We start from the raw sequence: 19,900 nt of genomic DNA on the forward strand, positions 1-19,900 counted from the left end.
GAGTCGCGCACCCACGCCGTCAGGCCGCCCGCCGGTCACACGTAAACCCACCTCACCCCGTCCCCGCCGCCATCCCCGCCCCCACGATCCCCGCGTTGTTCTGCAGTTCCGCCGGGACGATCTCCGCCCTGATGTCCTCGATCAGCGGCAGGAACTTGTCCGCCTTCCGGCTCACCCCGCCGCCGATGATGAACAGCTCCGGCGAGAAGAGCATCTCCACGTGCGCCAGGTACTTGCGGAGCCGGCGCGTCGCCCAGTGTTCCCAGGTGAGGTCCTCGTCCTCCTTGGCCTTCGTCGACGCCCTGGTCTCGGCGTCGTGGCCCTTGAGTTCCAGGTGGCCGAGCTCCGTGTTCGGGACGAGGCGGCCGTCGACGAAGAGGGCCGAGCCGATGCCGGTGCCCAGCGTCAGAAGGATCACGGTGCCCTTGCGACCCCGGCCCGCGCCGAAGGTCATCTCGGCGATGCCGGCCGCGTCCGCGTCGTTCAGCACGGTCACCGGGAGGCCGCCCAGGCGCTCGCTCAGAAGGGTGCCCGCGTCGACGCCGATCCATGACTTGTCGACGTTCGCCGCCGTACGGATCGTCGAGCCCGTGACCACCCCGGGGAAGGTCACCCCCACCGGTCCGGTCCAGCCGAAGTGCTCCACGACCTCCACGACGCAGCCCGCCACACCGTCGGGTGTGGCGGGCTGCGGGGTCAGTACCTTGTGGCGCTCCTCGGTGAGCGCTCCGCGCTCCAGGTCCACAGGGGCGCCCTTGATGCCCGAGCCGCCGATGTCCACTCCGAAGACGTTCATGGACCCACGGTACGGGCTGGGGCGCGGGGCTACTCCTTGACCGGGGAGGCCGCCAGCAGCTTCGCCGCCTCGGCGCGCAGGTCCTTGTTGCGGAGTTCCTTGGGCAGCGAGAACGTGAGGGACTCATCGGCCGTCTTGACGATCTCCACGTCCGCGTAGCCGCGCTCGGAGAGCCATTCCAGGACCTCCTGCACCAGGATGTCCGGGACCGAGGCGCCCGAGGAGAGGCCCACGCTGGTCACGCCCTTGAGCCAGGCTTCGTCGATCTCGCTGGCGAAGTCGACCAGGTACGCGGCGGGGACGCCGGACTGCTTGGCGACCTCGACCATGCGGATCGAGTTCGAGGAGTTCTTCGAGCCGACGACGATCACCAGCTCGGCCTGGCCGGCCAGCTCCTTGATCGCGATCTGGCGGTTCTGGGTGGCGTAGCAGATGTCGTCGGACGGCGGGGAGATCAGCTGCGGGAACTTCTCCTTCAGCGCGTCGACCGTCTCCATCGTCTCGTCGACCGAGAGCGTGGTCTGCGAGAGCCAGACCACCCGGGCCGGGTCGCGGACCTCGATCTTGGCCACGTCGTCGGGGCCGTCGACCAGCTGGATGTGGTCGGGGGCCTCGCCGGAGGTACCGATGACCTCCTCGTGGCCCTCGTGGCCGATGAGAAGGATGTCGAAGTCGTCGTTGGCGAACCGGACGGCTTCCTTGTGGACCTTGGTGACCAGCGGGCAGGTGGCGTCGATGGTCGCGAGCCGGCCCTGCCGGGCCTCCTCGTGGACCGTCGGGGCGACGCCGTGCGCGGAGAACATCACGATGTTGCCCGGCGGCACCTCGGTCGCCTGGTCGACGAAGATCGCGCCCTTCCGCTCCAGCGTCTGGACGACGTACTTGTTGTGGACGATCTCGTGGCGTACGTAGATCGGCGCACCGTACTGCTCCAGGGCCTTCTCCACGGCGATCACGGCACGGTCCACGCCCGCGCAGTAGCCACGGGGAGCGGCGAGCAGGACACGCTTCGGGCGGTTCGTCGCGGGGGCGTTCGCGGGCGTCGACGCGGGCGTTGCAGTCATGCGTCCCATCGTAAGGCCGCGTCGGTGAGCGGTTTGATCGGTGCCGTGGCCGAAACTGTGCCCATGGCCGAGGAATCGCAGGTGACGGGGCGCGGGGAAGACGCCGAACATACCGGGCTTCGACGGAACCTCGGGTTCCGCGACCTGGTCGTCTACGGGCTGCTCTTCATCGCCCCGATGGCGCCCGTGGGCGTCTTCGGCACGCTCGACGCCAAGTCCGGCGGCGCGGTCGCACTGGTGTACCTCGTCGCCACCGTCGCCATGGCGTTCACGGCGTTCAGTTACGCGCAGATGGTCCGGGTCGCACCACAGGCCGGATCCGTCTTCACGTACGCGAGCAAGGGCCTCGGAGAAGGGCCGGGATTCATCGCCGGCTGGATGGCGATGCTCGACTACCTGCTCATCCCGGCCGTCGCGTACCTCTTCGCGGGCATCGCCATGGAGGCGCTCGTCCCCGAGGTGGACCGGTGGGTGTGGACGGGGATCGCCGTCGTCGTCACCACGCTCCTCAACCTGTGGGGCGTACGCGCCGCCGCGCGCGTCGGCTTCGCGGTGCTCGCGATGGAGATCGTCGTCCTGCTGATCTTCGTCGTCTCGGCCGTGGTGGTGCTCGTACGGGACGGGGCCCAGCGCGACTGGTGGTCGCCGCTCACCGGTGACGCGTCCTTCTCGCTCTCGGCCGTCCTCGGCGCCGTGTCGGTGGCCGTGCTCTCCTACCTGGGCTTCGACGCCATCGCCTCCTTCGCCGAGGAGGTCACCGGCGGCTCGGCGAAGGTGGCGCGGGCGGTGCTGTTCTGCCTGGCCCTCGCGGGCGTCCTGTTCATCGCCCAGTCCTGGCTGGTCGCCCTCCTCGAACCGGTCTCCTCCACCGAGCTCGCGGCGGAACCCGGCAAGCAGGGATCGGCCTTCTACGACGCGGTCGACCTCTCGGTCGGCGGCTGGCTGCACGACCTCGTGGCCGCCTCCAAGGCGATCGGCGCGGCCTTCGCCGCGCTCGCCGGACAGGCGGCCGGCGGGCGGCTGCTCTTCGCGATGGGCCGCGACCGGCGCCTGCCGCACGTGCTCGCCCGGACGGACGGGGGCGTGCCGCGGGTGGCGCTCCTCGTGGCGGCGACGGTCACGATGGTCGCGGCGGTGTGGGCGGCCCGGCGGGACGACGGCCTCGACCACCTGGTGTCGGTCGTCGACGTCGGCGCGCTGACCGCCTTCGTGCTGCTGCACGCGAGCGTGGTGGGCTGGTTCGCGGTACGGAGGGCGGAGGGCCCGCCGAACGTGCTCAAGCACATCGTCCTCCCCGTGGTCGGCGCGGGAATCCTGATCGCGGTCATCGTGGAGGCGTCGGTGGCGGCGCAGGTGGTGGGCGTGGTGTGGCTGGGGGTCGGACTCGTCGTCCTGGCCGTGCAGGGCACGACGCGGACGCCACGGACGCCACGGACGACGCGGCGGGGCTGAGCGGCCGGGGGCGGACGGCGTATCGCCGGCGTGAATCGGGCAGTACGAGCCCGCTGGGGCCGGGGATGCGCCTGTCGGGCGGGATGCGTCCGTCGGGGCGGGATACGCGCCTGTCGGGCCGTACGAGCCCGTGGGGCGGATGCACCCGACGTGGGCAGTACGAGCCCGTGGGGCGGATGCACCCGGCGCTGGCCGTACGAGCCCGCCGGGGCGGATGTACCCGGCGCTGGCCGTACGAGCCCGCCGGGGCGGACGCGCCCTTCGTACGAGCCCGCCGGGGGCGGATCCACCCGTGAGCCGTACGCCCCCGCCCCGACCGCACGCGCCCGTCCCGCCGTGCGCCCCTGACGTTGTCGTACCGCGCCGTTACGCTCGGTCCATGGCTCTGACTACGTCCGCCGAAGCGCCGCTTCCCGTCGGTGAGGTCTCCCGGCTGATCGGAGGGTGGATCGACCGGCTCGGGGCGATCTGGGTCGAGGGGCAGATCACCCAGCTCTCGCGCCGCCCCGGCGCCGGGGTCGTCTTCCTGACCCTGCGCGATCCCTCGCACGACATCTCCATCGGCGTCACCTGCTACCGCCAGGTCTTCGACGCCGTCGCGGACGTCGTGTCGGAGGGCGCCCGGGTCGTCCTGCACGCCAAGCCCGAGTGGTACGCGCCCCGCGGGCAGCTGTCGCTGCGGGCCGTGGAGATCAAGCCGGTCGGGATCGGCGAGCTGCTCGCCCGGCTCGAACAGCTGAAGCGGAGCCTCGCCGCCGAGGGACTCTTCGCCCTCGACCGGAAGAAGCCGCTCCCCTTCCTGCCGCACCGGATCGGGCTCGTCTGCGGCCGTGCCTCGGCCGCCGAGCGGGACGTCCTGGAGAACGCGCGGCGCCGCTGGCCCGCCGTCGCCTTCGAGGTGCGGAACGTGGCGGTGCAGGGCGTGAAGGCGGTTCCGCAGGTCGTCCAGGCGGTCAAGGAGCTCGACGCACACCAGGACGTGGACGTGATCATCGTCGCCCGGGGCGGTGGCAGCGTCGAGGACCTGCTGCCGTTCTCCGACGAGCAGCTCGTCCGCGCCGTCGCCGACTGCCGTACGCCGGTGGTCTCGGCCATCGGGCACGAACCCGACTCGCCGCTGCTCGACCTGGTGGCCGACCTGCGCGCCTCGACCCCGACGGACGCCGCCAAGAAGGTCGTCCCGGACGTCGGCGAGGAGCTGGACCGGGTCCGTGGGCTGCGCGACCGCGCCCTGCGGACCGTACGGGGCCTCCTCGACCGGGAGGAGCGCGGACTCGCGCACGCGCTGGCGCGGCCGGTCATGGAGCATCCGCAGCGCATGGTCGAGGTCCGCGAGGACGAGGTGGCCGCGCTCCTCGCCCGCAGCCGGCGCGTCCTCGGGCATCTGCTCGACCGGGCGGACTCCGAGCTGTCGCACACGCGGGCGCGGGTCCGCGCGCTGTCGCCGGCGGCGACGATGGAGCGGGGGTACGCGGTGCTCCAGCGGGCGGACGGGACGGTGGTCCGTGCTCCGGAGGAGGTCGCGGAGGGAGAGGAGCTGCGGGCCAGGGTCGCGGAGGGCGAGTTCGCGGTCCGGCGCTCGGCCGACTGACGGAGAGCGGCCGGCACCGGCCGCGGCAGCAGACATCGAGAGAGAACCGGACACGGAGGATGGAGCGACACATGGCAGCGAGAACGGACGCGGGTACCGGTACGGAATCGGCCGCCGGTACGGACTCGGGTGCGGCCACCGCCGCGGACGAGGCGGCGCTCGGGTACGAGCAGGCGCGGGACGAGCTGATCGAGGTCGTACGGCGGCTCGAAGCGGGCGGAACGTCCCTGGAGGAGTCCCTCGCGCTCTGGGAGCGCGGGGAGGAGCTGGCGAAGGTCTGCCGCCGCCGCCTGGAAGGCGCACGGGCCCGGCTGGACGCCTCGCTCGCGGCGGAGCGCGCCACCGAGGAGGCCGAGTAGCCCCGCACCCGGGGAACGGCCGACCGGGATCCCGCGCGAACCGGGGGCCGACCGGGGCGGGGCAGGGGCCGACGCATCCCGTGAACCAGAGGCCCGACCAGGGCGGGGCAGGGGCCGACGCATCCCGTGAACCAGAGGCCCGACCGGGGCGGGGCAGGGCAGCCGGGGCGGACCAGACCCGACCGACCAGGGCAGGGAGACAGCCTGCCCGACCAGGGCAGGCCGCCGACCGGACCAGGGCAGCAGGCCGCCGATGGGTCCGGTCAGCAGGCCGCCAACCGTCTGAGGGGGACCGCCGACCGGCCGGGCCGCACCACCTCCCCACCCCCACCCTGGCCCCACACGCCCCCCTCGTCGTAGACTCCGAGTGAAGCGGATCACTATCCGGATGGATTAGTTGAAGTTTCACCAATCATGCGCGTACTGTCGAGGACATCGCTCGAACCGCCTTCGAGCGGCCCCCCTTGTGCAGTCCGGAAGGTACGCAGCATGTCTCTCGCCCTTGACCCCGCCGCCCAGGATCTCCTCTTCCGTGAGGCCCGCACCGCCAACACGTTCACCGACGAGCCGGTGACCGACGAGCAGGTCCAGGCGATCTACGACCTGGTCAAGTTCGGCCCCACCGCCTTCAACCAGAACCCGCTGCGCATCACGCTGGTCCGCTCTCCCGAGGCCCGCGAGCGCCTGGTCAAGCACATGGCCGAGGGCAACCAGCCCAAGACCGCCACGGCCCCGCTCGTCGCGATCCTCTCCGCCGACAACGAGTTCCACGAGGAGATCCCGGCCCTCCTCCCGCACTTCCCGCAGGCCAAGGACATGTTCTTCTCGGAGCGCCCGGTCCGCGAGCAGTCCGCCGTCCTGAACGCCGCCCTCCAGGCCGCGTACTTCATCGTGGGCATCCGCGCCGCCGGCCTGGCCGCGGGCCCGATGACCGGCCTCGACTTCGCCGGTCTCCAGAAGGAGTTCCTGGACGACGACCACACCCCGCTGATGGTCGTCAACATCGGCAAGCCGGGCGAGGACGCCTGGTTCCCGCGTTCCCCGCGCCTGTCCTACGACGAGGTCGTCACCACCGTCTGAGCCCGGCGGCACGCCCCACGGCATGCCCCGCGGCACACGAAGGGCCCCGCACTCCTCCGAGTGCGGGGCCTTTCCCGTACGTCTCCGACACCACTACCGGCACCGGCTCCGGCTCACGCCTGCTTCGACCTGAGCGAGCCCGCCATCTCCGCGAGCCGCTCGAACGACGCCGTTCCGGTGACCACCGTCGTCGCCCCGTCCTCCGTACGGACGAGCGCGTCGTACTTCGGACCCTCCCAGCGCTGCCAGACCTGACCGGCCACCGTCTCGGTCTTCCCGGTGTTCTTCGCCCGCTGGGTGACCTCGGGCACGAAGGTGCCCGGCGCCGCCGTCGACTGGTGGATCGCGACGTACTGGGTGTCCGGGGAGAGGAAGCCGAGCTGCCAGGCGTTGGCCTTCTCGCGCTTGTACGAGACGACCGTCGCCTTCCAGCCGTCGCCCAGGCCCTCGGGGGCCAGCACCGGATACGGCGCCGCCCGCTGAGCCGTCAGGAGCTCGACCCGGTAATCCTTCGCCTTGACCGGATCGGCGCCCTCATCGTGCGGAATGAAGAGATACATCACTCCCGCGGCGACCAAGATCACCCCGAGGGACTGGAACATCCCGCGTACCGTCTGCCTGCCTCGCATACCTGCCACGCGCACCATGGTCGCATCAAGGGTCCGTGCTCATACGTGGGCCCCTCTGCTCATTTTGTCGACGTACCGATAGAGTCGCAGCACCCTCCCTTAACCGGCCGTCGCCGTACAGAAAGGTGCGTTCCGATGACCGAGCAGCAGAATCTGCCGCCCGAGCTCGTGGTTTCTCCCGAAGCTCCCGACCGCAACCTCGCCCTCGAACTGGTCCGCGTCACCGAGGCCGCCGCCATGGCCGCCGGCCGCTGGGTCGGCCGCGGCGACAAGATCGGCGCGGACGGCGCGGCGGTCAACGCCATGCGGACCCTGATCTCCACCGTCTCGATGAACGGCGTCGTCGTCATCGGCGAGGGCGAGAAGGACGAAGCGCCCATGCTCTTCAACGGCGAGCGGGTCGGCGACGGCACCGGCGCCGAGGTCGACATCGCCGTCGACCCGATCGACGGCACCACGCTCAACGCCAAGGGCATGCCGAACGCGATCGCCGTACTGGCCGCCGCCGACCGCGGCACCATGTTCGACCCGTCCGCGGTCTTCTACATGGACAAGCTGGTCACCGGCCCCGAGGCCGCCGACTTCGTCGACATCAACGCTCCCGTCTCGGTCAACATCCGCCGGGTCGCCAAGGCGAAGAACTCCTCGCCCGAGGACATCACGGTCGTCATCCTGGACCGCCCCCGTCACGAGGGCATCGTCAAGGAGATCCGCGAGACCGGCGCCCGGATCAAGTTCATCTCGGACGGCGACGTCGCCGGTTCGATCATGGCCGTCCGCGAGGGCACCGGCGTCGACATGCTCATGGGCGTCGGTGGCACCCCCGAGGGCATCATCTCCGCCTGCGCGATCAAGTGCCTCGGCGGTGTGATCCAGGGCAAGCTGTGGCCGAAGGACGAGGCCGAGCGCCAGAAGGCCATCGACGCGGGTCACGACCTGGACCGCGTGCTCTCCACGAACGACCTGGTCGGCGGGGACAACGTCTTCTTCGTCGCCACCGGCATCACCGACGGCGAGCTGCTGCGCGGTGTGCGCTACCGCGCCGAGACCGCGACCACGCAGTCCCTCGTCATGCGCTCGAAGTCCGGCACGATCCGCCAGATCGACTCCACGCACCGGCTCTCGAAGCTGCGCGCGTACAGCAAGATCGACTTCGACCGGGCGAAGTAGCCCGCCGGGTCGGACCGACCCACGCGACGGTACGAAGAGGGGCGCCCCCATGTGCGGTGGGGGCGCCCCTTCCCGTACGGACCGACGCGGGCCCCCGTACAGCCCGGTGACGTGCTCCCGGCCCGGACCCCGTCAGCCCCGTCAGCCCCGTCAGCCCGCCTGGGCGATCCGCTCCGTCGCCGCGGCCTTCCTCAGCTCCACCTCGCGCCGACGGCGGCGGGCGAGCGCGACGCGGCGCTCCGCGGCCGTGAGGCCGCCCCACACCCCGTACGGCTCGGGCTGGATCAGCGCGTGCTCGCGGCACTCGACCATCACGGGGCAGCGTCCGCAGACCCGCTTGGCCGCCGCCTCACGCGCCAGCCGCGCGGCGGTCGGCTCCTTGGACGGGGCGAAGAAGAGCCCGGCCTCGTCCCGGCGGCACACCGCCTCCGCGTGCCATGGACCGGCCTCGTCCTCCCGGGCAGGGGCGCGCTGAGGGGGTACGGCGGCGACCTGGAGGGGCTGATGCGGCGGTTGCAGCACGGTCTACTCCTGACGACGGCTTCGCGAGCGAGCGGCGATGCACCAGCCCTACCCGCTGTGCGCGCGCCTATGCACTGCGTGCGCCGTCGTTCCGCACTGCGGAGACCCGAGGGCGAATTCCGGTCACCCGCGGGGCCGTACCCGGCGGTCAGTGGCCGAGATGCTTGCGCAGCCGGTCCTGGAGGTCGGTGATCCACTTCCCGCGCTTGGGTCTCGCCTCGACGTTCCCGAATACCGAGTAGCCGTTGATGACGACGACCGGGGCCTGCGGGTCGACGCCCTCCAGGGTCACGACCTCGAAGTTGCCGAAGATCCCGCTGCCGCTGCCGCGCAGGCTGATGTTCTCCGGGACGCGCACCTCCACGTTGCCGAAGATCGACGTCGCGTTGATGGTGGTGAGGCGCTGGGCGAAGATCGCCTCGGTCAGGTCGATCTCGACGTTCCCGAAGAGCGCGAAGGCGTTCGTCCGGCGGCTCACCCGCCAGCGGCCCTTGCGGGTGGTGCTGGAGAAGATCGCGACCAGGTTGTCGGCCGGGCCCTCGGCGTCGTCCGGCCCGTACGCGTACGCCGGCGCGGACTCCTGCTGGGGCCGCGCGCCCGGCAGATCGCGGACGATCGGCTCCAGCTCCCCGACGGTCTTCGCCCGGTACACCGCGTCGATCCGGTCCGAGTGCTCCTCGGCGTCGAGCCGCCCCTCGGCCAGGGCGTCCCTGAGGATGTCCGCGATCCGGTCCCGGTCCGCGTCCGAGGCGCGCAGCGAGCTCTGCGGATCGGCGAAGTCGGGCTCGGCCGGAGCGGATTCGGCGGGCGACGCCTGCCGCTGCGGCTGCGGCTGCTGTTCGGGTTCGGGCTTCTTTTCGAGGTCCACGGATGCAGCCTAGCGAAACGCGATAGATCGCGACCAGGGGGCGGGCCGTGGCCTGTGGACAAATGACCGACGGCGGTCGCGGCGGCCGGCCCGGCGGCGTCCCCGGCCGCCAAGTGAGCCTTACCTCACAGGACCGGCCCCCCGCCGTCGCTCTACGCTGGAAGGCGCACTGCCAACGGAGGCGGTGCGCCGTCTTGCCGAGTGAGGAATGGCCCCCATGCCAGAGTTTGCGTACTCCGATCTGCTCCCCCTGGGAGAGGACACCACGCCCTACCGCCTGGTGACCTCCGAAGGTGTCTCCACCTTCGAGGCCGACGGCCGTACGTTCCTCAAGGTCGAGCCGGAGGCGCTGCGCACGCTCGCCGCCGAGGCGATCCACGACATCCAGCACTTCCTGCGCCCGGCGCACCTGGCCCAGCTGCGGCGGATCATCGACGACCCCGAGGCCTCCTCGAACGACAAGTTCGTCGCGCTCGACCTCCTCAAGAACGCGAACATCGCCGCCGCCGGCGTCCTGCCCATGTGCCAGGACACGGGCACCGCGATCGTCATGGGCAAGCGCGGCCAGAACGTGCTGACCCCGGGCCGCGACGAGGAGGCCCTGTCCAAGGGCGTCTACGACGCGTACACGAAGCTGAACCTCCGCTACTCGCAGATGGCCCCGGTCACCATGTGGGAGGAGAAGAACACCGGCTCGAACCTGCCCGCGCAGATCGAGCTGTACGCGACGGACGGCGGCGCGTACAAGTTCCTCTTCATGGCCAAGGGCGGCGGCTCCGCCAACAAGTCCTTCCTCTACCAGGAGACCAAGGCGGTCCTCAACGAGGCCTCCATGATGAAGTTCCTGGAGGAGAAGATCCGTTCGCTCGGCACGGCGGCCTGCCCGCCGTACCACCTGGCGATCGTCGTCGGCGGCACGAGCGCCGAGTTCGCGCTCAAGACCGCGAAGTACGCCTCCGCGCACTACCTGGACGAGCTGCCCTCCGAGGGCTCGGCCGAGACCGGCCACGGCTTCCGCGACAAGGAGCTGGAGGAGAAGGTCTTCGAGCTGACGCAGAAGATCGGCATCGGCGCCCAGTTCGGCGGCAAGTACTTCTGCCACGACGTCCGCGTCGTGCGCCTCCCCCGCCACGGCGCCTCGCTGCCCGTCGCCATCGCCGTGTCCTGCTCGGCCGACCGCCAGGCCGTCGCGAAGATCACCGCCGAGGGCGTCTTCCTGGAGCAGCTGGAGACGGACCCGGCGCGCTTCCTGCCGGAGACCGAGGACTCCCACCTCGACGAGGCCTCGGACGTCGTGAGGATCGACCTGAACCAGCCGATGGACGACATCCTCGCCGAGCTGACCAAGTACCCGGTCAAGACCCGGCTGTCCCTCAACGGCCCGCTGGTCGTGGCGCGCGACATCGCACACGCCAAGATCAAGGAGCGTCTGGACGCGGGCGAGGAGATGCCGCAGTACCTGAAGGACCACCCGGTCTACTACGCGGGCCCGGCGAAGACCCCCGAGGGGTACGCCTCCGGTTCCTTCGGCCCGACGACGGCCGGCCGGATGGACTCGTACGTGGAGCAGTTCCAGGCCGCGGGCGGCTCGAAGGTCATGCTGGCCAAGGGCAACCGGAGCAAGCAGGTCACGGACGCGTGTGACGCGCACGGCGGTTTCTACCTCGGCTCGATCGGCGGCCCGGCGGCGCGGCTCGCGCAGGACTGCATCAAGAAGGTCGAGGTCGTCGAATACGAGGAGCTCGGCATGGAGGCGGTCTGGAAGATCGAGGTCGAGGACTTCCCGGCGTTCATCGTCGTGGACGACAAGGGCAACGACTTCTTCCGGAACCCGGCGCCGGAGCCGACGTTCACACACATCCCGGTGCGTGGCCCGGGTCTCGGCTGATCGCTCAGGACTGCGGCGAAGCCCTCGTTCTCCCGCCGGGGAGCGAGGGCTTCGCCGTTTCCGGGCCGGTCCCGCGGGTCCCCGCGCCGCGCTTGTGACGACCTTCGCCCAGAAACTCGCTACCAGCCGGTAGCCCTCCCGTCGCCTACTGGCCAGTATGGGTCGCGAGCATGTCAACCCATGAGCCGGTTCGACCCTCGGGAGCCCCCATGCCCTCCGCCAAGACCAAAGCCACCGCCGCCGTCGCCCTCGGCTTGACGGCCCTCCTCGTCATCGGCCCCGCGCCCGCCGCGTTCGCCGCCGACCCGGACACCCACGTCCTGTCGACGGCGGCCGTCAAGGACGTCGACTACGGCACCTGGCGCCGTGACGTGGCGGCCGTCGTCGCCGAGGCCCGTCCGTACATCGAGGCACGCTCGGAGAACGCCGGGCACCAGAGGCAGGCGATCGTCCTCGACATCGACAACAGCTCCCTGGAGACGGACTTCCACCCCTTCTGGGAGCTGCCGACCCCGGCCGTCGCGGATGTCCGCGAACTCGTCCGCGAGGCCCACGCGCGCGGTGTGGCGGTCTTCTTCGTCACCGCCCGCCCCGGCATCATCCAGTCCCTGACGGACTGGAACCTGAAGCAGGCCGGCTACCCGGTCGACGGGCTGTACGTGCGCTCGCTGCCCGACCTGTTCGCCGAGGTCAGCGCGTACAAGACGGAGAAGCGCGCCGAGATCGAGGCCAAGGGCTACACGATCATCGCCAACATCGGGAACAACACCACCGACCTGGTCGGCGGCCACGCCGAGCGCACCGTCAAGCTCCCGGACTACGGCGGCAAGCTGTCCTAGAAGACTGATGAAGAGGTTGGGTTCCAGCCCCGCCGTGCGCTACCGCGCGTTGATGTGGAAGTCCATCCGCTGGTAGTCCCCGTCGGGGGTCGAACGGATGTAGCCGCGGGCGTTCTTGAAGTCGCCGGTGCCGCCCGTGACGGCCAGGTCGAAGGCGGCCGGCGCGCCCGCCGAGGTGTCGAAGGTCGTCAGCGCCTGGCCGGTCAGCTGCCCGCCCGGTCCGCCGTCCAGCTCGAAGGTGCCGACGCAGTTCGTCTCCACCGTCTTCCCGGACACGCGGACCACGGCGCAGAACACCCCGTCGCGGCCCACGTTCTCGCCGCCCTTGGTCTTGGAGAGGTCGTCGGCGAAGGTGAAGGTCTCTCCGACCTTGGACGGCGGCGCGCTCGTCGCCCCGCCCGGGGCGGGGACCTCCTTGGCGTAGAGCGTGAATTCGAACCCACTGCCGTTGTCGGCGGCGACGGGCGCGACGGCGCCGAACGCCACGGCCGCGGCCGTACACACGCCGAGCACACCGATCCTCCTGAAGCTCCGGGACATGTCCTGCCTCCTCGCGGGTGGTGGATCTCCCCCTCGGCCCGCTTCACATTCTCCGACGCGCATCCCGGCTCCGCCCGTTCGGGCCGGTCCCACCCGCGGCTACGCTGCGCGCATGAGACACCCGATACGGGCCATGGGCCCGGCCGCCGCCGTGCTCGCGGCGGCGCTCCTGTTCACCGGTTGCGACGGCCCCGAACCCATGCCCGAGGTGCGGCAGGGGGACCGGCCCTCGGGGGTGCCTTCGGCTCGGGGGTCCTCGGTCGAGGGGGGTGCGACGGGTGCGGTCGCCGAGGCCGGGGCGGTTGTCGGGGGACGTGGGAGTGCCTGTGTGCTGCCCGTTTCCTTCTCTTCGGCGGCGGAGTGGGTGGCCAAGGTCGTCGAGGGGGCCGAGGATCCCGAGTTCGCGGCGCTCACGCGTCAGGGGCCGGCCACCGTCCGGTGCGAGGTTGACGCCAAGCCGGCCGGGCATCTCGGGTACCTGCGGGTGTGGACGGCCGGGAAGGGTCCCGCGCGTGTGGCCCTGGAGGGCTTCGTCAAGGGCGAGCCGAACGCCTCGAAGGCCGTCTACCGGGAGACCCGGGCCGGGCAACTGGCCGCCACCGAGGTCACGTACACGGTCTTCAACAAGTTGATGGAGGAGTCCAAGGAGGAGCGGGCGTTCGCCGTCGCCACCCCCAAGGGGACGGTGATCGTGCACCTCGGCGGGCTCGACACCGATGAGCACCGGGCGATGCTTCCGGCGTACGAACTGGCCCGTACGACGCTCAAGCCGCTCTGAGGCCCTCGGAGGGCCCCCGGGCACGGCCGTGGCCCCCGTCCTGCTCGGGCGGGGGCCACGGCGTTCCACGACGTACGTACGTGCGTGCGCGCGGTTACACGAACTTCTGGTTCGCCGAACCGTCGCAGTTCTGGAGCCTGACCGGCTGTCTCGTCCCGCTCTGGGCCAGGCAGAGCCCGGTCGCGTCGGCGGGGCGGATCGTGGCGCCGTCGCGGACGAACTTCTGGTTCGCGCCGCCGTGGCAGTTCCAGATGATGAGCGCCTTGCCCGCGGCGTAGCCGGAGGCGGGCACGTCCAGGCAGCGGTCCTGGGTCAGCTGGGTGTGGACGGTCCGGCGGGCGGAGTCGTACCACCAGCCCTGGTTGCGGCCACCGTGGCAGTCCCAGCCGAGGACGGCGGTGTTGTTGGCCGAGGAGGCCGCGTCCACGTCCAGGCAGTCGCCCGTCGCCTGGTTCTTCAGCGGCCGGTAGGCGTCGTCCCAGGCGACCGGGAAGAGGGTCGGCGTGCCCGATGAGTTGACGTCGGCACAGCTCGCCTCACGGGCGCCCGAGTTGTAGATCTGGGTGAGGCAGGAGGCGAAGGCGCCGTGCCCGCGCGCGTTGGGGTGGAAGGACTGCCGCACCGAGTTCTCGTCCGGGGTGCCCGGCTTGGTGAGGTCGATGTAGAGGCCGCGCGCCCAGGTGTCCTCCATGCAGACCTCGTGGCCGTGGAAGAGCCGCGAGTTGTCGAGGAAGACGGCCCCGGTGGAGGCGGCCGCCGCGCGCATCCCGCGCTCGAAGGCGGGAACGGCGGTGTTGCGGCCCCAGACGGTGTCGGAGTCGTAGCCCAGTCCGCCGCAGATGAGCTTGCCGGGGAAGTTCGGGTTGTCGTTGAAGTCGGGGCCGATGGGGCTGGGGTAGCCCATGACGACGAGCTTGTAGTCGCCGTCGGCGTAGCCGGCGTCGCGCATGACGGTCTTGAGGTCGCGCACGGTCTGCTCGACCTTGGGGACGAGTCCGTCGACGCGGGCCTGCCAGCCGGGGGCGTACTTGGGCTCGCAGGTGCCCTGGAGCAGCAGGTAGCGCTGGACGCAGTCGGTCATGACGGGCCCGAACTGCAGGTCGTCGTTGGCTCCGGCGACGAGCAGGACCATCTTGATCCGGGTGTTGCGCGCCTTGATCGCGAGGTTGTCGCTCTGGACCAGCTCGTCGGCGTACTGCTTGGAGCCGCCGATCCGGATGTTGCCGGTGTACGCGCCGGAGCAGGCCACGTTGAACGTGAGGTCCGCGGGGATTCCGGTGCGGTGGATGGCCGCGTCGGGTGAGCGGTGGCACCAGTTGGTGGGACCGTTGGTGGGGGACTCGTACGTGCCGACGCCCTCACCGGAGATCTCGCTGTCGCCGAGCGAGATCAGGCCCGTCCTGCGCTGGGCGAGCGGTCGCTCGGCCGGGTCGCCGTAGATCTTGGTGGCCTCGGCGGCGCGGATCGCCTCGAGGTCGGGCGGGAGGGGTACGGAAGTGACGGCGGCGGCCGTACCGGTGTCGGCCGCTCCTGCGGGAGCGGCGGCGGTCATCGTGCCGAGCGCGGCGGCAGCCGCGGCCACGACGGCGATGGGCCAGCGGAGTCTGTACCTGGTGCGCCTCATTGCGCCTCCTGGAAGTGGGGTTACCCACGGTTTTTACTGGCCGGTACGCGTGTTGGGAATACATCGAACGAGACAAGTGCTCATCTTTTTCGTGGGATTGGGGTCGCCCCCGATGGGTACCGCCGGAAGGTTGGAGAAAATGAACGACGCAGCGGGCTACCGGATCGAGCACGACTCCATGGGCGAGGTGCGGGTCCCCGCGCACGCCAAGTGGCGGGCGCAGACCCAGCGGGCGGTGGAGAACTTCCCGGTCTCGGGACAGCGGCTCGAACGCGCCCACATCGAGGCCCTGGCCCGGATCAAGGCCGCCGCCGCCCAGGTGAACGCCGAGCTCGGAGTGATCGAGAAGGACCGCGCGGAGGCGATCGTGTCGGCGGCACGGGAGGTCGCCGAGGGCCGCTGGGACGAGCAGTTCCCCGTCGACGTCTTCCAGACCGGCTCGGGCACCTCGTCCAACATGAACACCAACGAGGTGATCGCCACCCTCGCCACCGAGCGGCTCCCCGAGGGGCGCGAGGTCCACCCCAACGACCATGTGAACGCCTCGCAGTCCTCCAACGACGTCTTCCCCTCGTCCATCCACATCGCGGCCACCGCCGCCGTCACCCGCGACCTGATCCCCGCCCTCGACCATCTGGCCGATTCCCTGGAGCGAAAATCGGCCGAATTCGCGACGGTCGTGAAGTCCGGCCGTACGCATCTGATGGACGCCACCCCGGTCACCCTCGGCCAGGAGTTCGGCGGCTACGCGGCGCAGGTCAGGTACGGCGTCGAGCGGTTGCGCTCCGCACTCCCCCGGCTCGCCGAACTCCCCCTCGGCGGTACGGCGGTGGGCACCGGCATCAACACCCCGGCGGGCTTCTCGCCGGCCGTCATCGCGGAGGTCGCCCGCGCGACCGGGCTGCCGCTGACCGAGGCCCGCGACCACTTCGAGGCGCAGGGCGCGCGCGACGCGCTGGTGGAGACGTCCGGGCAGCTCCGTACGATCGCGGTCTCGCTCACCAAGATCTCCAACGACCTGCGCTGGATGGCCAGCGGCCCCCGCACCGGCCTCGCCGAGATCAACCTCCCCGACCTCCAGCCCGGCTCCTCGATCATGCCGGGCAAGGTGAACCCGGTGATCCCCGAGGCGGTCCTGATGGTCGCCGCGCAGGTGACCGGAAACGACACCACGGTGGCGGTGGCGGGCGCGGCCGGGAACTTCGAGCTCAACGTGATGCTGCCGGTCATGGCCAAGAACCTCCTGGAGTCCGTACGGCTGCTCGCCCACGCCTCCCGGCTGCTCGCCGACCGCACGGTGGACGGGATCACCGCGAACGTCGAACGGGCGCGTGAGTACGCCGAGTCCTCGCCGTCCGTGGTCACCCCGCTGAACAAGTACATCGGGTACGAGGAGGCCGCCAAGGTCGCCAAGCGGTCGCTGGCCGAGCGGCGGACCATCCGCGAGGTGGTGCTCGACTCCGGTTACGTGGAGCGCGGCGACCTGACCGTCGAGCAGCTGGACGAGGCGCTGGACGTGCTGCGCATGACGCGGCCGTGACGGCGGGGGCACCCGACGGGCCGGCCCCGGGCGGGCCCCGGCCGACCCCTTGTGACCCGCCGGTAGCGACCGGCCGGTAGCCGACTCCCCCGTGATCCGTACCGCAGCGGTCGTGGGAGCGCGCCCCTAAGATCTGCGCATGACAGGATCGGGCGGCTCTCAGCACTGGGCGCCTGGGGATCACATCCTCTGGCGCTACCGCGGCAACGGCACCGGAGCGGTGCACATCTGCCGGCCGGTGACGGTCGTGCGGGACACCCCGGAGCTGCTCGCGGTCTGGATGGCGCCCGGCACGGAGTGCGTCCGGCCGGTGCTCGCCGACGGCACCCCCGTCCACGACGAACCGCTCGCCACCCGCTACACCGCCGCCCGCACCACGGAACGCGCGCGCTGGGCCGGCAGCGGGGTGCTGAAGCTGGCACGGACCGGCGAGCCCTGGTCGGTGTGGCTGTTCTGGGAGCGCGGCTGGCGCTTCCGCAGCTGGTACGTGAACCTGGAGGAGCCGCGGGCCCGGTGGGCCGGCGGTGTCGACTCCGAGGACCACTTCCTCGACATCTCCGTCTATCCCGACCGCAGCTGGCTGTGGCGGGACGAGGACGAGTTCGCGCAGGCCCAGCGGTCCGGTCTGATGAGTCCGGAGCAGGCCGAGCGGGTGCGTACGGCCGGGCGGCGGGCGGTGGACGGGATCAAGGCGTGGGGGGCGCCGTTCGGGGAGGGCTGGGAGGACTGGCGGCCCGATCCGCGATGGCGGGTTCCGGAGCTGCCGGCCGACTGGGACCGCACTCCGGCGCACACGGCACCGTGAGACCCTTGATGCGCCCCCGGGGTGCAAACGTAGGATCGTCCTCCGCGTGGCGGAGGCGGACCGGACGGCCCGTCGGAGCGACCCGACAGCACGTCAAAGACCGAGCACAGCACAGGACCTGACCAGAAGTCATCCACGAGGGGGACAGCAGTGCCGGACGTCTGCCCGGATGTGCCGCCCCCCGCCGTCGCCGCGGTTCGCGGAGCCTCCACATCCGCCGTACACAAGGGGTTTATCCCTGCCGAAGGCGCGGCATCGGCGAGAAGAGCGAGTGCATCGCACCACCGGCCCGGACGGACGGAATCCCACGCGTGACGGAGCATCCCACCTCCCACGAAGGCCGGCAGCCCCTGGCTGCCCGGCCGCAGGAACGTGCGCGCCCCCGCCAGGAGGCGCCGGCCGGCCTGCCCTCCGAGGTACCCGCCCAGCCGGGCGGTCCGGCGGGTCCGGCGGGTCCGGCGGTCCCACCGGCCTCGGGCCCGGGCACGGCCCCCGGGGCGGAGGCACCCGCGCCGCCGCCACCTGCTGCCCCCGGTGGCCCCAACGGTGCCGGTGCGGTCGCCGTCGCCGTGTCCCCGCAGCTGCCCGGCGGCTCCAGGGGCGGGGACGGCGCGGCCCGGCGCGAGGGCGAGCGGCTGCGGTTCGTCGGGGCGGCCACCCGGCGCATCGCGCGCGGCATCGACCTGGACGAGATCGTGCTCGGTCTGTGCCGGGCGAGCGTGCCGACCTTCTCCGACGAGATCCTGGTCTATCTGCGCGACCCGCTGCCGGTGGGCGACGAGCGCCCGGTGGCGCCGTTCGTGCTGCGGCTGCGCCGCACGGACCGGCTGCGGTTAAGCGATCTGGAGGGTGAGGAGCTCGTCCTCGTACCCGATCCCGATCCGACCCCCGCGGCCGAACTCTGCGAGGTGCGCAACGGCGGGGCGCTGGCCGAGGTGCTGCGCGGGGTGCGGCCGGTGTTCGGCGACTCCGCCGCGGCCAAGGCCGCGCTGACCGAGCTGCTCGGCCCCGAGCATCCGCTGCCCGGCGGGCTGCGGGCGGTCCTCGCGCCGCTGCGCGGCCGGCGCCGGGTGATCGGCGCCGCCGTGTTCCTGCGCCGTCCCGAGCGGGCCGGTTTCGAGCCGAACGACCTGCTGGTCGCGGCGCAGCTGGCCACGCACACCGCGCTCGGCATCGACAAGGCCGTGCTCTACGGCCGTGAGGCGTACATCGCGGACGAGCTCCAGCGGACGATGCTGCCGGACTCGCTGCCGCAGCCGACCGGCGTCAAGCTCGCTTCGCGCTACCTCCCTGCGGCCGAGACGGCCCGGGTCGGCGGCGACTGGTACGACGCGATCCCGCTGCCGGGCAGCCGGGTCGCGCTGGTCGTCGGCGACGTCATGGGCCACTCGATGACCTCGGCGGCGATCATGGGCCAGCTGCGCACCACCGCGCAGACCCTGGCCGGGCTCGACCTGCCTCCGCAGGAGGTCCTGCACCATCTGGACGAGCAGGCGCAGCGGCTCGGCCAGGACCGGATGGCGACCTGCATGTACGCGGTGTACGACCCGGTCTCGCACCGGATCACCGTCGCCAACGCGGGTCATCCGCCGCCGATACTGCTCCATCTGGGTGGCCGTGCCGAGGTGCTGCGGGTGCCGCCCGGCGCGCCGATCGGGGTGGGCGGGGTGGATTTCGAGGCGGTCGAGCTGGACGCCCCGGCCGGTGCCACGCTGCTGCTGTACACGGACGGGCTGGTCGAGTCCCGGCTGCGGGACGTGTGGACGGGCATCGAGCAGCTGCGGGAGCGTCTCGCGGCGACCGCGCAGCTGACGGGTCCGGACCACTCGCCGCCGCTGGAGGCGCTCTGCGACGACGTCCTGGACATGCTGGGTCCGGGTGACCGGGACGACGACATCGCGCTGCTCGCGGCCCGGTTCGACGGGATCGCGCCGAGCGACGTGGCGTACTGGTTCCTGGAACCGGAGGACGCCGCTCCGGGGCGGGCCCGGCGGCTCGCCCGGCGGGCGCTCGCCCGCTGGGACCTGGAGGAGCTGACCGACTCGGTCGAGCTGCTGATCAGCGAGGTCGTGACGAACGCGGTGCGGTACGCGGAGCGGCCGGTGACCCTGCGGCTGCTGCGGACGGACGTGCTGCGCTGCGAGGTCGGCGACGACTCGCCGCAGCTGCCCCGGCAGCGGCGGGCTCGGGACACCGACGAGGGCGGGCGCGGCCTGTTCCTGGTGAACCGGCTGGCCCGGCGGTGGGGTGCGACGCGGCTCTCGGGCGGCAAGGTGGTCTGGTTCGAGCTGGCCACGAACCGCGGCTGAGGGCCGTTCCCGGCACTCGTGCCCGACCCGCTGCCCCGTACGCGCG

Annotated in this window: 18 protein-coding genes; 11 read left to right on the forward strand and 7 right to left on the reverse strand. The window is 71.6% G+C overall.

Going from position 1 to position 19,900, the window contains the following annotated elements:
* Window positions 1–52: 52 nt before the first annotated feature.
* Window positions 53–796: a polyphosphate--glucose phosphotransferase gene (gene ppgK / locus ABT154_RS04265; protein WP_351852589.1), complete on the reverse strand. Its 744-nt coding sequence runs from the start codon at window positions 794–796 to the stop codon at window positions 53–55.
* 29 nt (window positions 797–825) lie between these two features.
* Window positions 826–1,869, reverse strand: a complete 1,044-nt coding sequence (locus tag ABT154_RS04270; protein WP_502969438.1) for a 4-hydroxy-3-methylbut-2-enyl diphosphate reductase — start codon at window positions 1,867–1,869, stop codon at window positions 826–828.
* Between the two features lie 54 nt (window positions 1,870–1,923).
* Between ABT154_RS04270 and ABT154_RS04275 the strand changes: the two genes are divergently transcribed.
* From ABT154_RS04275 to ABT154_RS04290, 4 genes are all read left to right on the forward strand, one after another.
* Complete coding sequence (locus ABT154_RS04275) at window positions 1,924–3,312, forward strand: APC family permease (RefSeq protein ID WP_351852593.1); 1,389 nt, start codon at window positions 1,924–1,926, stop codon at window positions 3,310–3,312.
* Between the two features lie 379 nt (window positions 3,313–3,691).
* On the forward strand, window positions 3,692–4,903 hold the full coding sequence (gene xseA, locus ABT154_RS04280; RefSeq protein ID WP_351852596.1) for an exodeoxyribonuclease VII large subunit: 1,212 nt from the start codon (window positions 3,692–3,694) through the stop codon (window positions 4,901–4,903).
* Window positions 4,904–4,974: 71 nt separating this feature from the next.
* Window positions 4,975–5,262 carry an exodeoxyribonuclease VII small subunit gene (locus tag ABT154_RS04285; RefSeq protein ID WP_351852598.1) on the forward strand — a complete coding sequence of 96 codons (288 nt, stop codon included), beginning with the start codon at window positions 4,975–4,977 and terminating at the stop codon, window positions 5,260–5,262.
* 489 nt (window positions 5,263–5,751) lie between these two features.
* Entirely contained in the window at window positions 5,752–6,342 is a 591-nt protein-coding gene (locus tag ABT154_RS04290; RefSeq protein WP_317877072.1) for a malonic semialdehyde reductase, read from the forward strand.
* Window positions 6,343–6,455: 113 nt separating this feature from the next.
* Here the strand turns inward: ABT154_RS04290 and ABT154_RS04295 are convergent, their stop codons facing one another.
* A complete protein-coding gene (locus ABT154_RS04295) occupies window positions 6,456–6,989 on the reverse strand; it encodes a DUF4245 domain-containing protein (protein ID WP_351852601.1) in 534 nt (177 codons plus the stop codon).
* 117 nt (window positions 6,990–7,106) lie between these two features.
* Between ABT154_RS04295 and glpX the strand changes: the two genes are divergently transcribed.
* Window positions 7,107–8,141, forward strand: coding sequence for a class II fructose-bisphosphatase (gene glpX, locus ABT154_RS04300; protein ID WP_317877074.1), 1,035 nt, complete (start codon window positions 7,107–7,109; stop codon window positions 8,139–8,141).
* A gap of 150 nt (window positions 8,142–8,291) precedes the next feature.
* Here the strand turns inward: glpX and ABT154_RS04305 are convergent, their stop codons facing one another.
* Entirely contained in the window at window positions 8,292–8,663 is a 372-nt protein-coding gene (locus ABT154_RS04305) for a WhiB family transcriptional regulator (RefSeq protein ID WP_317877075.1), read from the reverse strand.
* Between the two features lie 148 nt (window positions 8,664–8,811).
* Entirely contained in the window at window positions 8,812–9,531 is a 720-nt protein-coding gene (locus ABT154_RS04310) for a DUF1707 SHOCT-like domain-containing protein (RefSeq protein WP_351852605.1), read from the reverse strand.
* A gap of 217 nt (window positions 9,532–9,748) precedes the next feature.
* Between ABT154_RS04310 and ABT154_RS04315 the strand changes: the two genes are divergently transcribed.
* Together ABT154_RS04315 and ABT154_RS04320 are read left to right on the forward strand one after the other, a co-directional pair.
* Window positions 9,749–11,419 carry a fumarate hydratase gene (locus ABT154_RS04315; protein WP_351852607.1) on the forward strand — a complete coding sequence of 557 codons (1,671 nt, stop codon included), beginning with the start codon at window positions 9,749–9,751 and terminating at the stop codon, window positions 11,417–11,419.
* 209 nt (window positions 11,420–11,628) lie between these two features.
* Window positions 11,629–12,258 carry an HAD family acid phosphatase gene (locus tag ABT154_RS04320; protein ID WP_351852610.1) on the forward strand — a complete coding sequence of 210 codons (630 nt, stop codon included), beginning with the start codon at window positions 11,629–11,631 and terminating at the stop codon, window positions 12,256–12,258.
* Between the two features lie 39 nt (window positions 12,259–12,297).
* Here the strand turns inward: ABT154_RS04320 and ABT154_RS04325 are convergent, their stop codons facing one another.
* Window positions 12,298–12,798 carry a dirigent protein gene (locus ABT154_RS04325; protein ID WP_351852612.1) on the reverse strand — a complete coding sequence of 167 codons (501 nt, stop codon included), beginning with the start codon at window positions 12,796–12,798 and terminating at the stop codon, window positions 12,298–12,300.
* A 112-nt stretch (window positions 12,799–12,910) separates the two neighbouring features.
* On the opposite strand from ABT154_RS04325, the gene ABT154_RS04330 reads away from it, so the two are divergent.
* A complete protein-coding gene (locus tag ABT154_RS04330; RefSeq protein ID WP_351852615.1) occupies window positions 12,911–13,576 on the forward strand; it encodes a lipoprotein in 666 nt (221 codons plus the stop codon).
* Window positions 13,577–13,670: 94 nt separating this feature from the next.
* On the opposite strand, the gene ABT154_RS04335 is transcribed toward ABT154_RS04330, so the two are convergent.
* Window positions 13,671–15,200 carry a ricin-type beta-trefoil lectin domain protein gene (locus ABT154_RS04335; protein ID WP_351852618.1) on the reverse strand — a complete coding sequence of 510 codons (1,530 nt, stop codon included), beginning with the start codon at window positions 15,198–15,200 and terminating at the stop codon, window positions 13,671–13,673.
* Window positions 15,201–15,339: 139 nt separating this feature from the next.
* Here ABT154_RS04335 and ABT154_RS04340 point away from each other — a divergent pair, with 139 nt between their 5' ends.
* From ABT154_RS04340 to ABT154_RS04350, 3 genes are all read left to right on the forward strand, one after another.
* Window positions 15,340–16,740 carry a class II fumarate hydratase gene (locus ABT154_RS04340; RefSeq protein ID WP_351852621.1) on the forward strand — a complete coding sequence of 467 codons (1,401 nt, stop codon included), beginning with the start codon at window positions 15,340–15,342 and terminating at the stop codon, window positions 16,738–16,740.
* A 139-nt stretch (window positions 16,741–16,879) separates the two neighbouring features.
* Complete coding sequence (gene fomD / locus ABT154_RS04345) at window positions 16,880–17,545, forward strand: cytidylyl-2-hydroxypropylphosphonate hydrolase (RefSeq protein ID WP_351852623.1); 666 nt, start codon at window positions 16,880–16,882, stop codon at window positions 17,543–17,545.
* Window positions 17,546–17,856: 311 nt separating this feature from the next.
* Window positions 17,857–19,854: a SpoIIE family protein phosphatase gene (locus tag ABT154_RS04350; RefSeq protein WP_351852626.1), complete on the forward strand. Its 1,998-nt coding sequence runs from the start codon at window positions 17,857–17,859 to the stop codon at window positions 19,852–19,854.
* Window positions 19,855–19,900 lie beyond the last annotated feature (46 nt).

The organism is Streptomyces sp. NPDC001728, from assembly GCF_040297565.1.
Classification (GTDB): Bacteria; Actinomycetota; Actinomycetes; order Streptomycetales; family Streptomycetaceae; genus Streptomyces.

What these genes read in the sequence shown, in the direction of transcription:
- ppgK (WP_351852589.1), bottom strand. Translation starts at nt 796, where the DNA reads ATGAACGTCTTCGGAGTGGACATCGGCGGCTCGGGCATCAAGGGCGCC.
- ABT154_RS04270 (WP_502969438.1), bottom strand. Translation starts at nt 1,869, where the DNA reads ATGGGACGCATGACTGCAACGCCCGCGTCGACGCCCGCGAACGCCCCC.
- ABT154_RS04275 (WP_351852593.1), top strand. Translation starts at nt 1,924, where the DNA reads ATGGCCGAGGAATCGCAGGTGACGGGGCGCGGGGAAGACGCCGAACAT.
- xseA (WP_351852596.1), top strand. Translation starts at nt 3,692, where the DNA reads ATGGCTCTGACTACGTCCGCCGAAGCGCCGCTTCCCGTCGGTGAGGTC.
- ABT154_RS04285 (WP_351852598.1), top strand. Translation starts at nt 4,975, where the DNA reads ATGGCAGCGAGAACGGACGCGGGTACCGGTACGGAATCGGCCGCCGGT.
- ABT154_RS04290 (WP_317877072.1), top strand. Translation starts at nt 5,752, where the DNA reads ATGTCTCTCGCCCTTGACCCCGCCGCCCAGGATCTCCTCTTCCGTGAG.
- ABT154_RS04295 (WP_351852601.1), bottom strand. Translation starts at nt 6,989, where the DNA reads ATGGTGCGCGTGGCAGGTATGCGAGGCAGGCAGACGGTACGCGGGATG.
- glpX (WP_317877074.1), top strand. Translation starts at nt 7,107, where the DNA reads ATGACCGAGCAGCAGAATCTGCCGCCCGAGCTCGTGGTTTCTCCCGAA.
- ABT154_RS04315 (WP_351852607.1), top strand. Translation starts at nt 9,749, where the DNA reads ATGCCAGAGTTTGCGTACTCCGATCTGCTCCCCCTGGGAGAGGACACC.
- ABT154_RS04320 (WP_351852610.1), top strand. Translation starts at nt 11,629, where the DNA reads ATGCCCTCCGCCAAGACCAAAGCCACCGCCGCCGTCGCCCTCGGCTTG.
- ABT154_RS04325 (WP_351852612.1), bottom strand. Translation starts at nt 12,798, where the DNA reads ATGTCCCGGAGCTTCAGGAGGATCGGTGTGCTCGGCGTGTGTACGGCC.
- ABT154_RS04330 (WP_351852615.1), top strand. Translation starts at nt 12,911, where the DNA reads ATGAGACACCCGATACGGGCCATGGGCCCGGCCGCCGCCGTGCTCGCG.
- ABT154_RS04335 (WP_351852618.1), bottom strand. Translation starts at nt 15,200, where the DNA reads ATGAGGCGCACCAGGTACAGACTCCGCTGGCCCATCGCCGTCGTGGCC.
- ABT154_RS04340 (WP_351852621.1), top strand. Translation starts at nt 15,340, where the DNA reads ATGAACGACGCAGCGGGCTACCGGATCGAGCACGACTCCATGGGCGAG.
- fomD (WP_351852623.1), top strand. Translation starts at nt 16,880, where the DNA reads ATGACAGGATCGGGCGGCTCTCAGCACTGGGCGCCTGGGGATCACATC.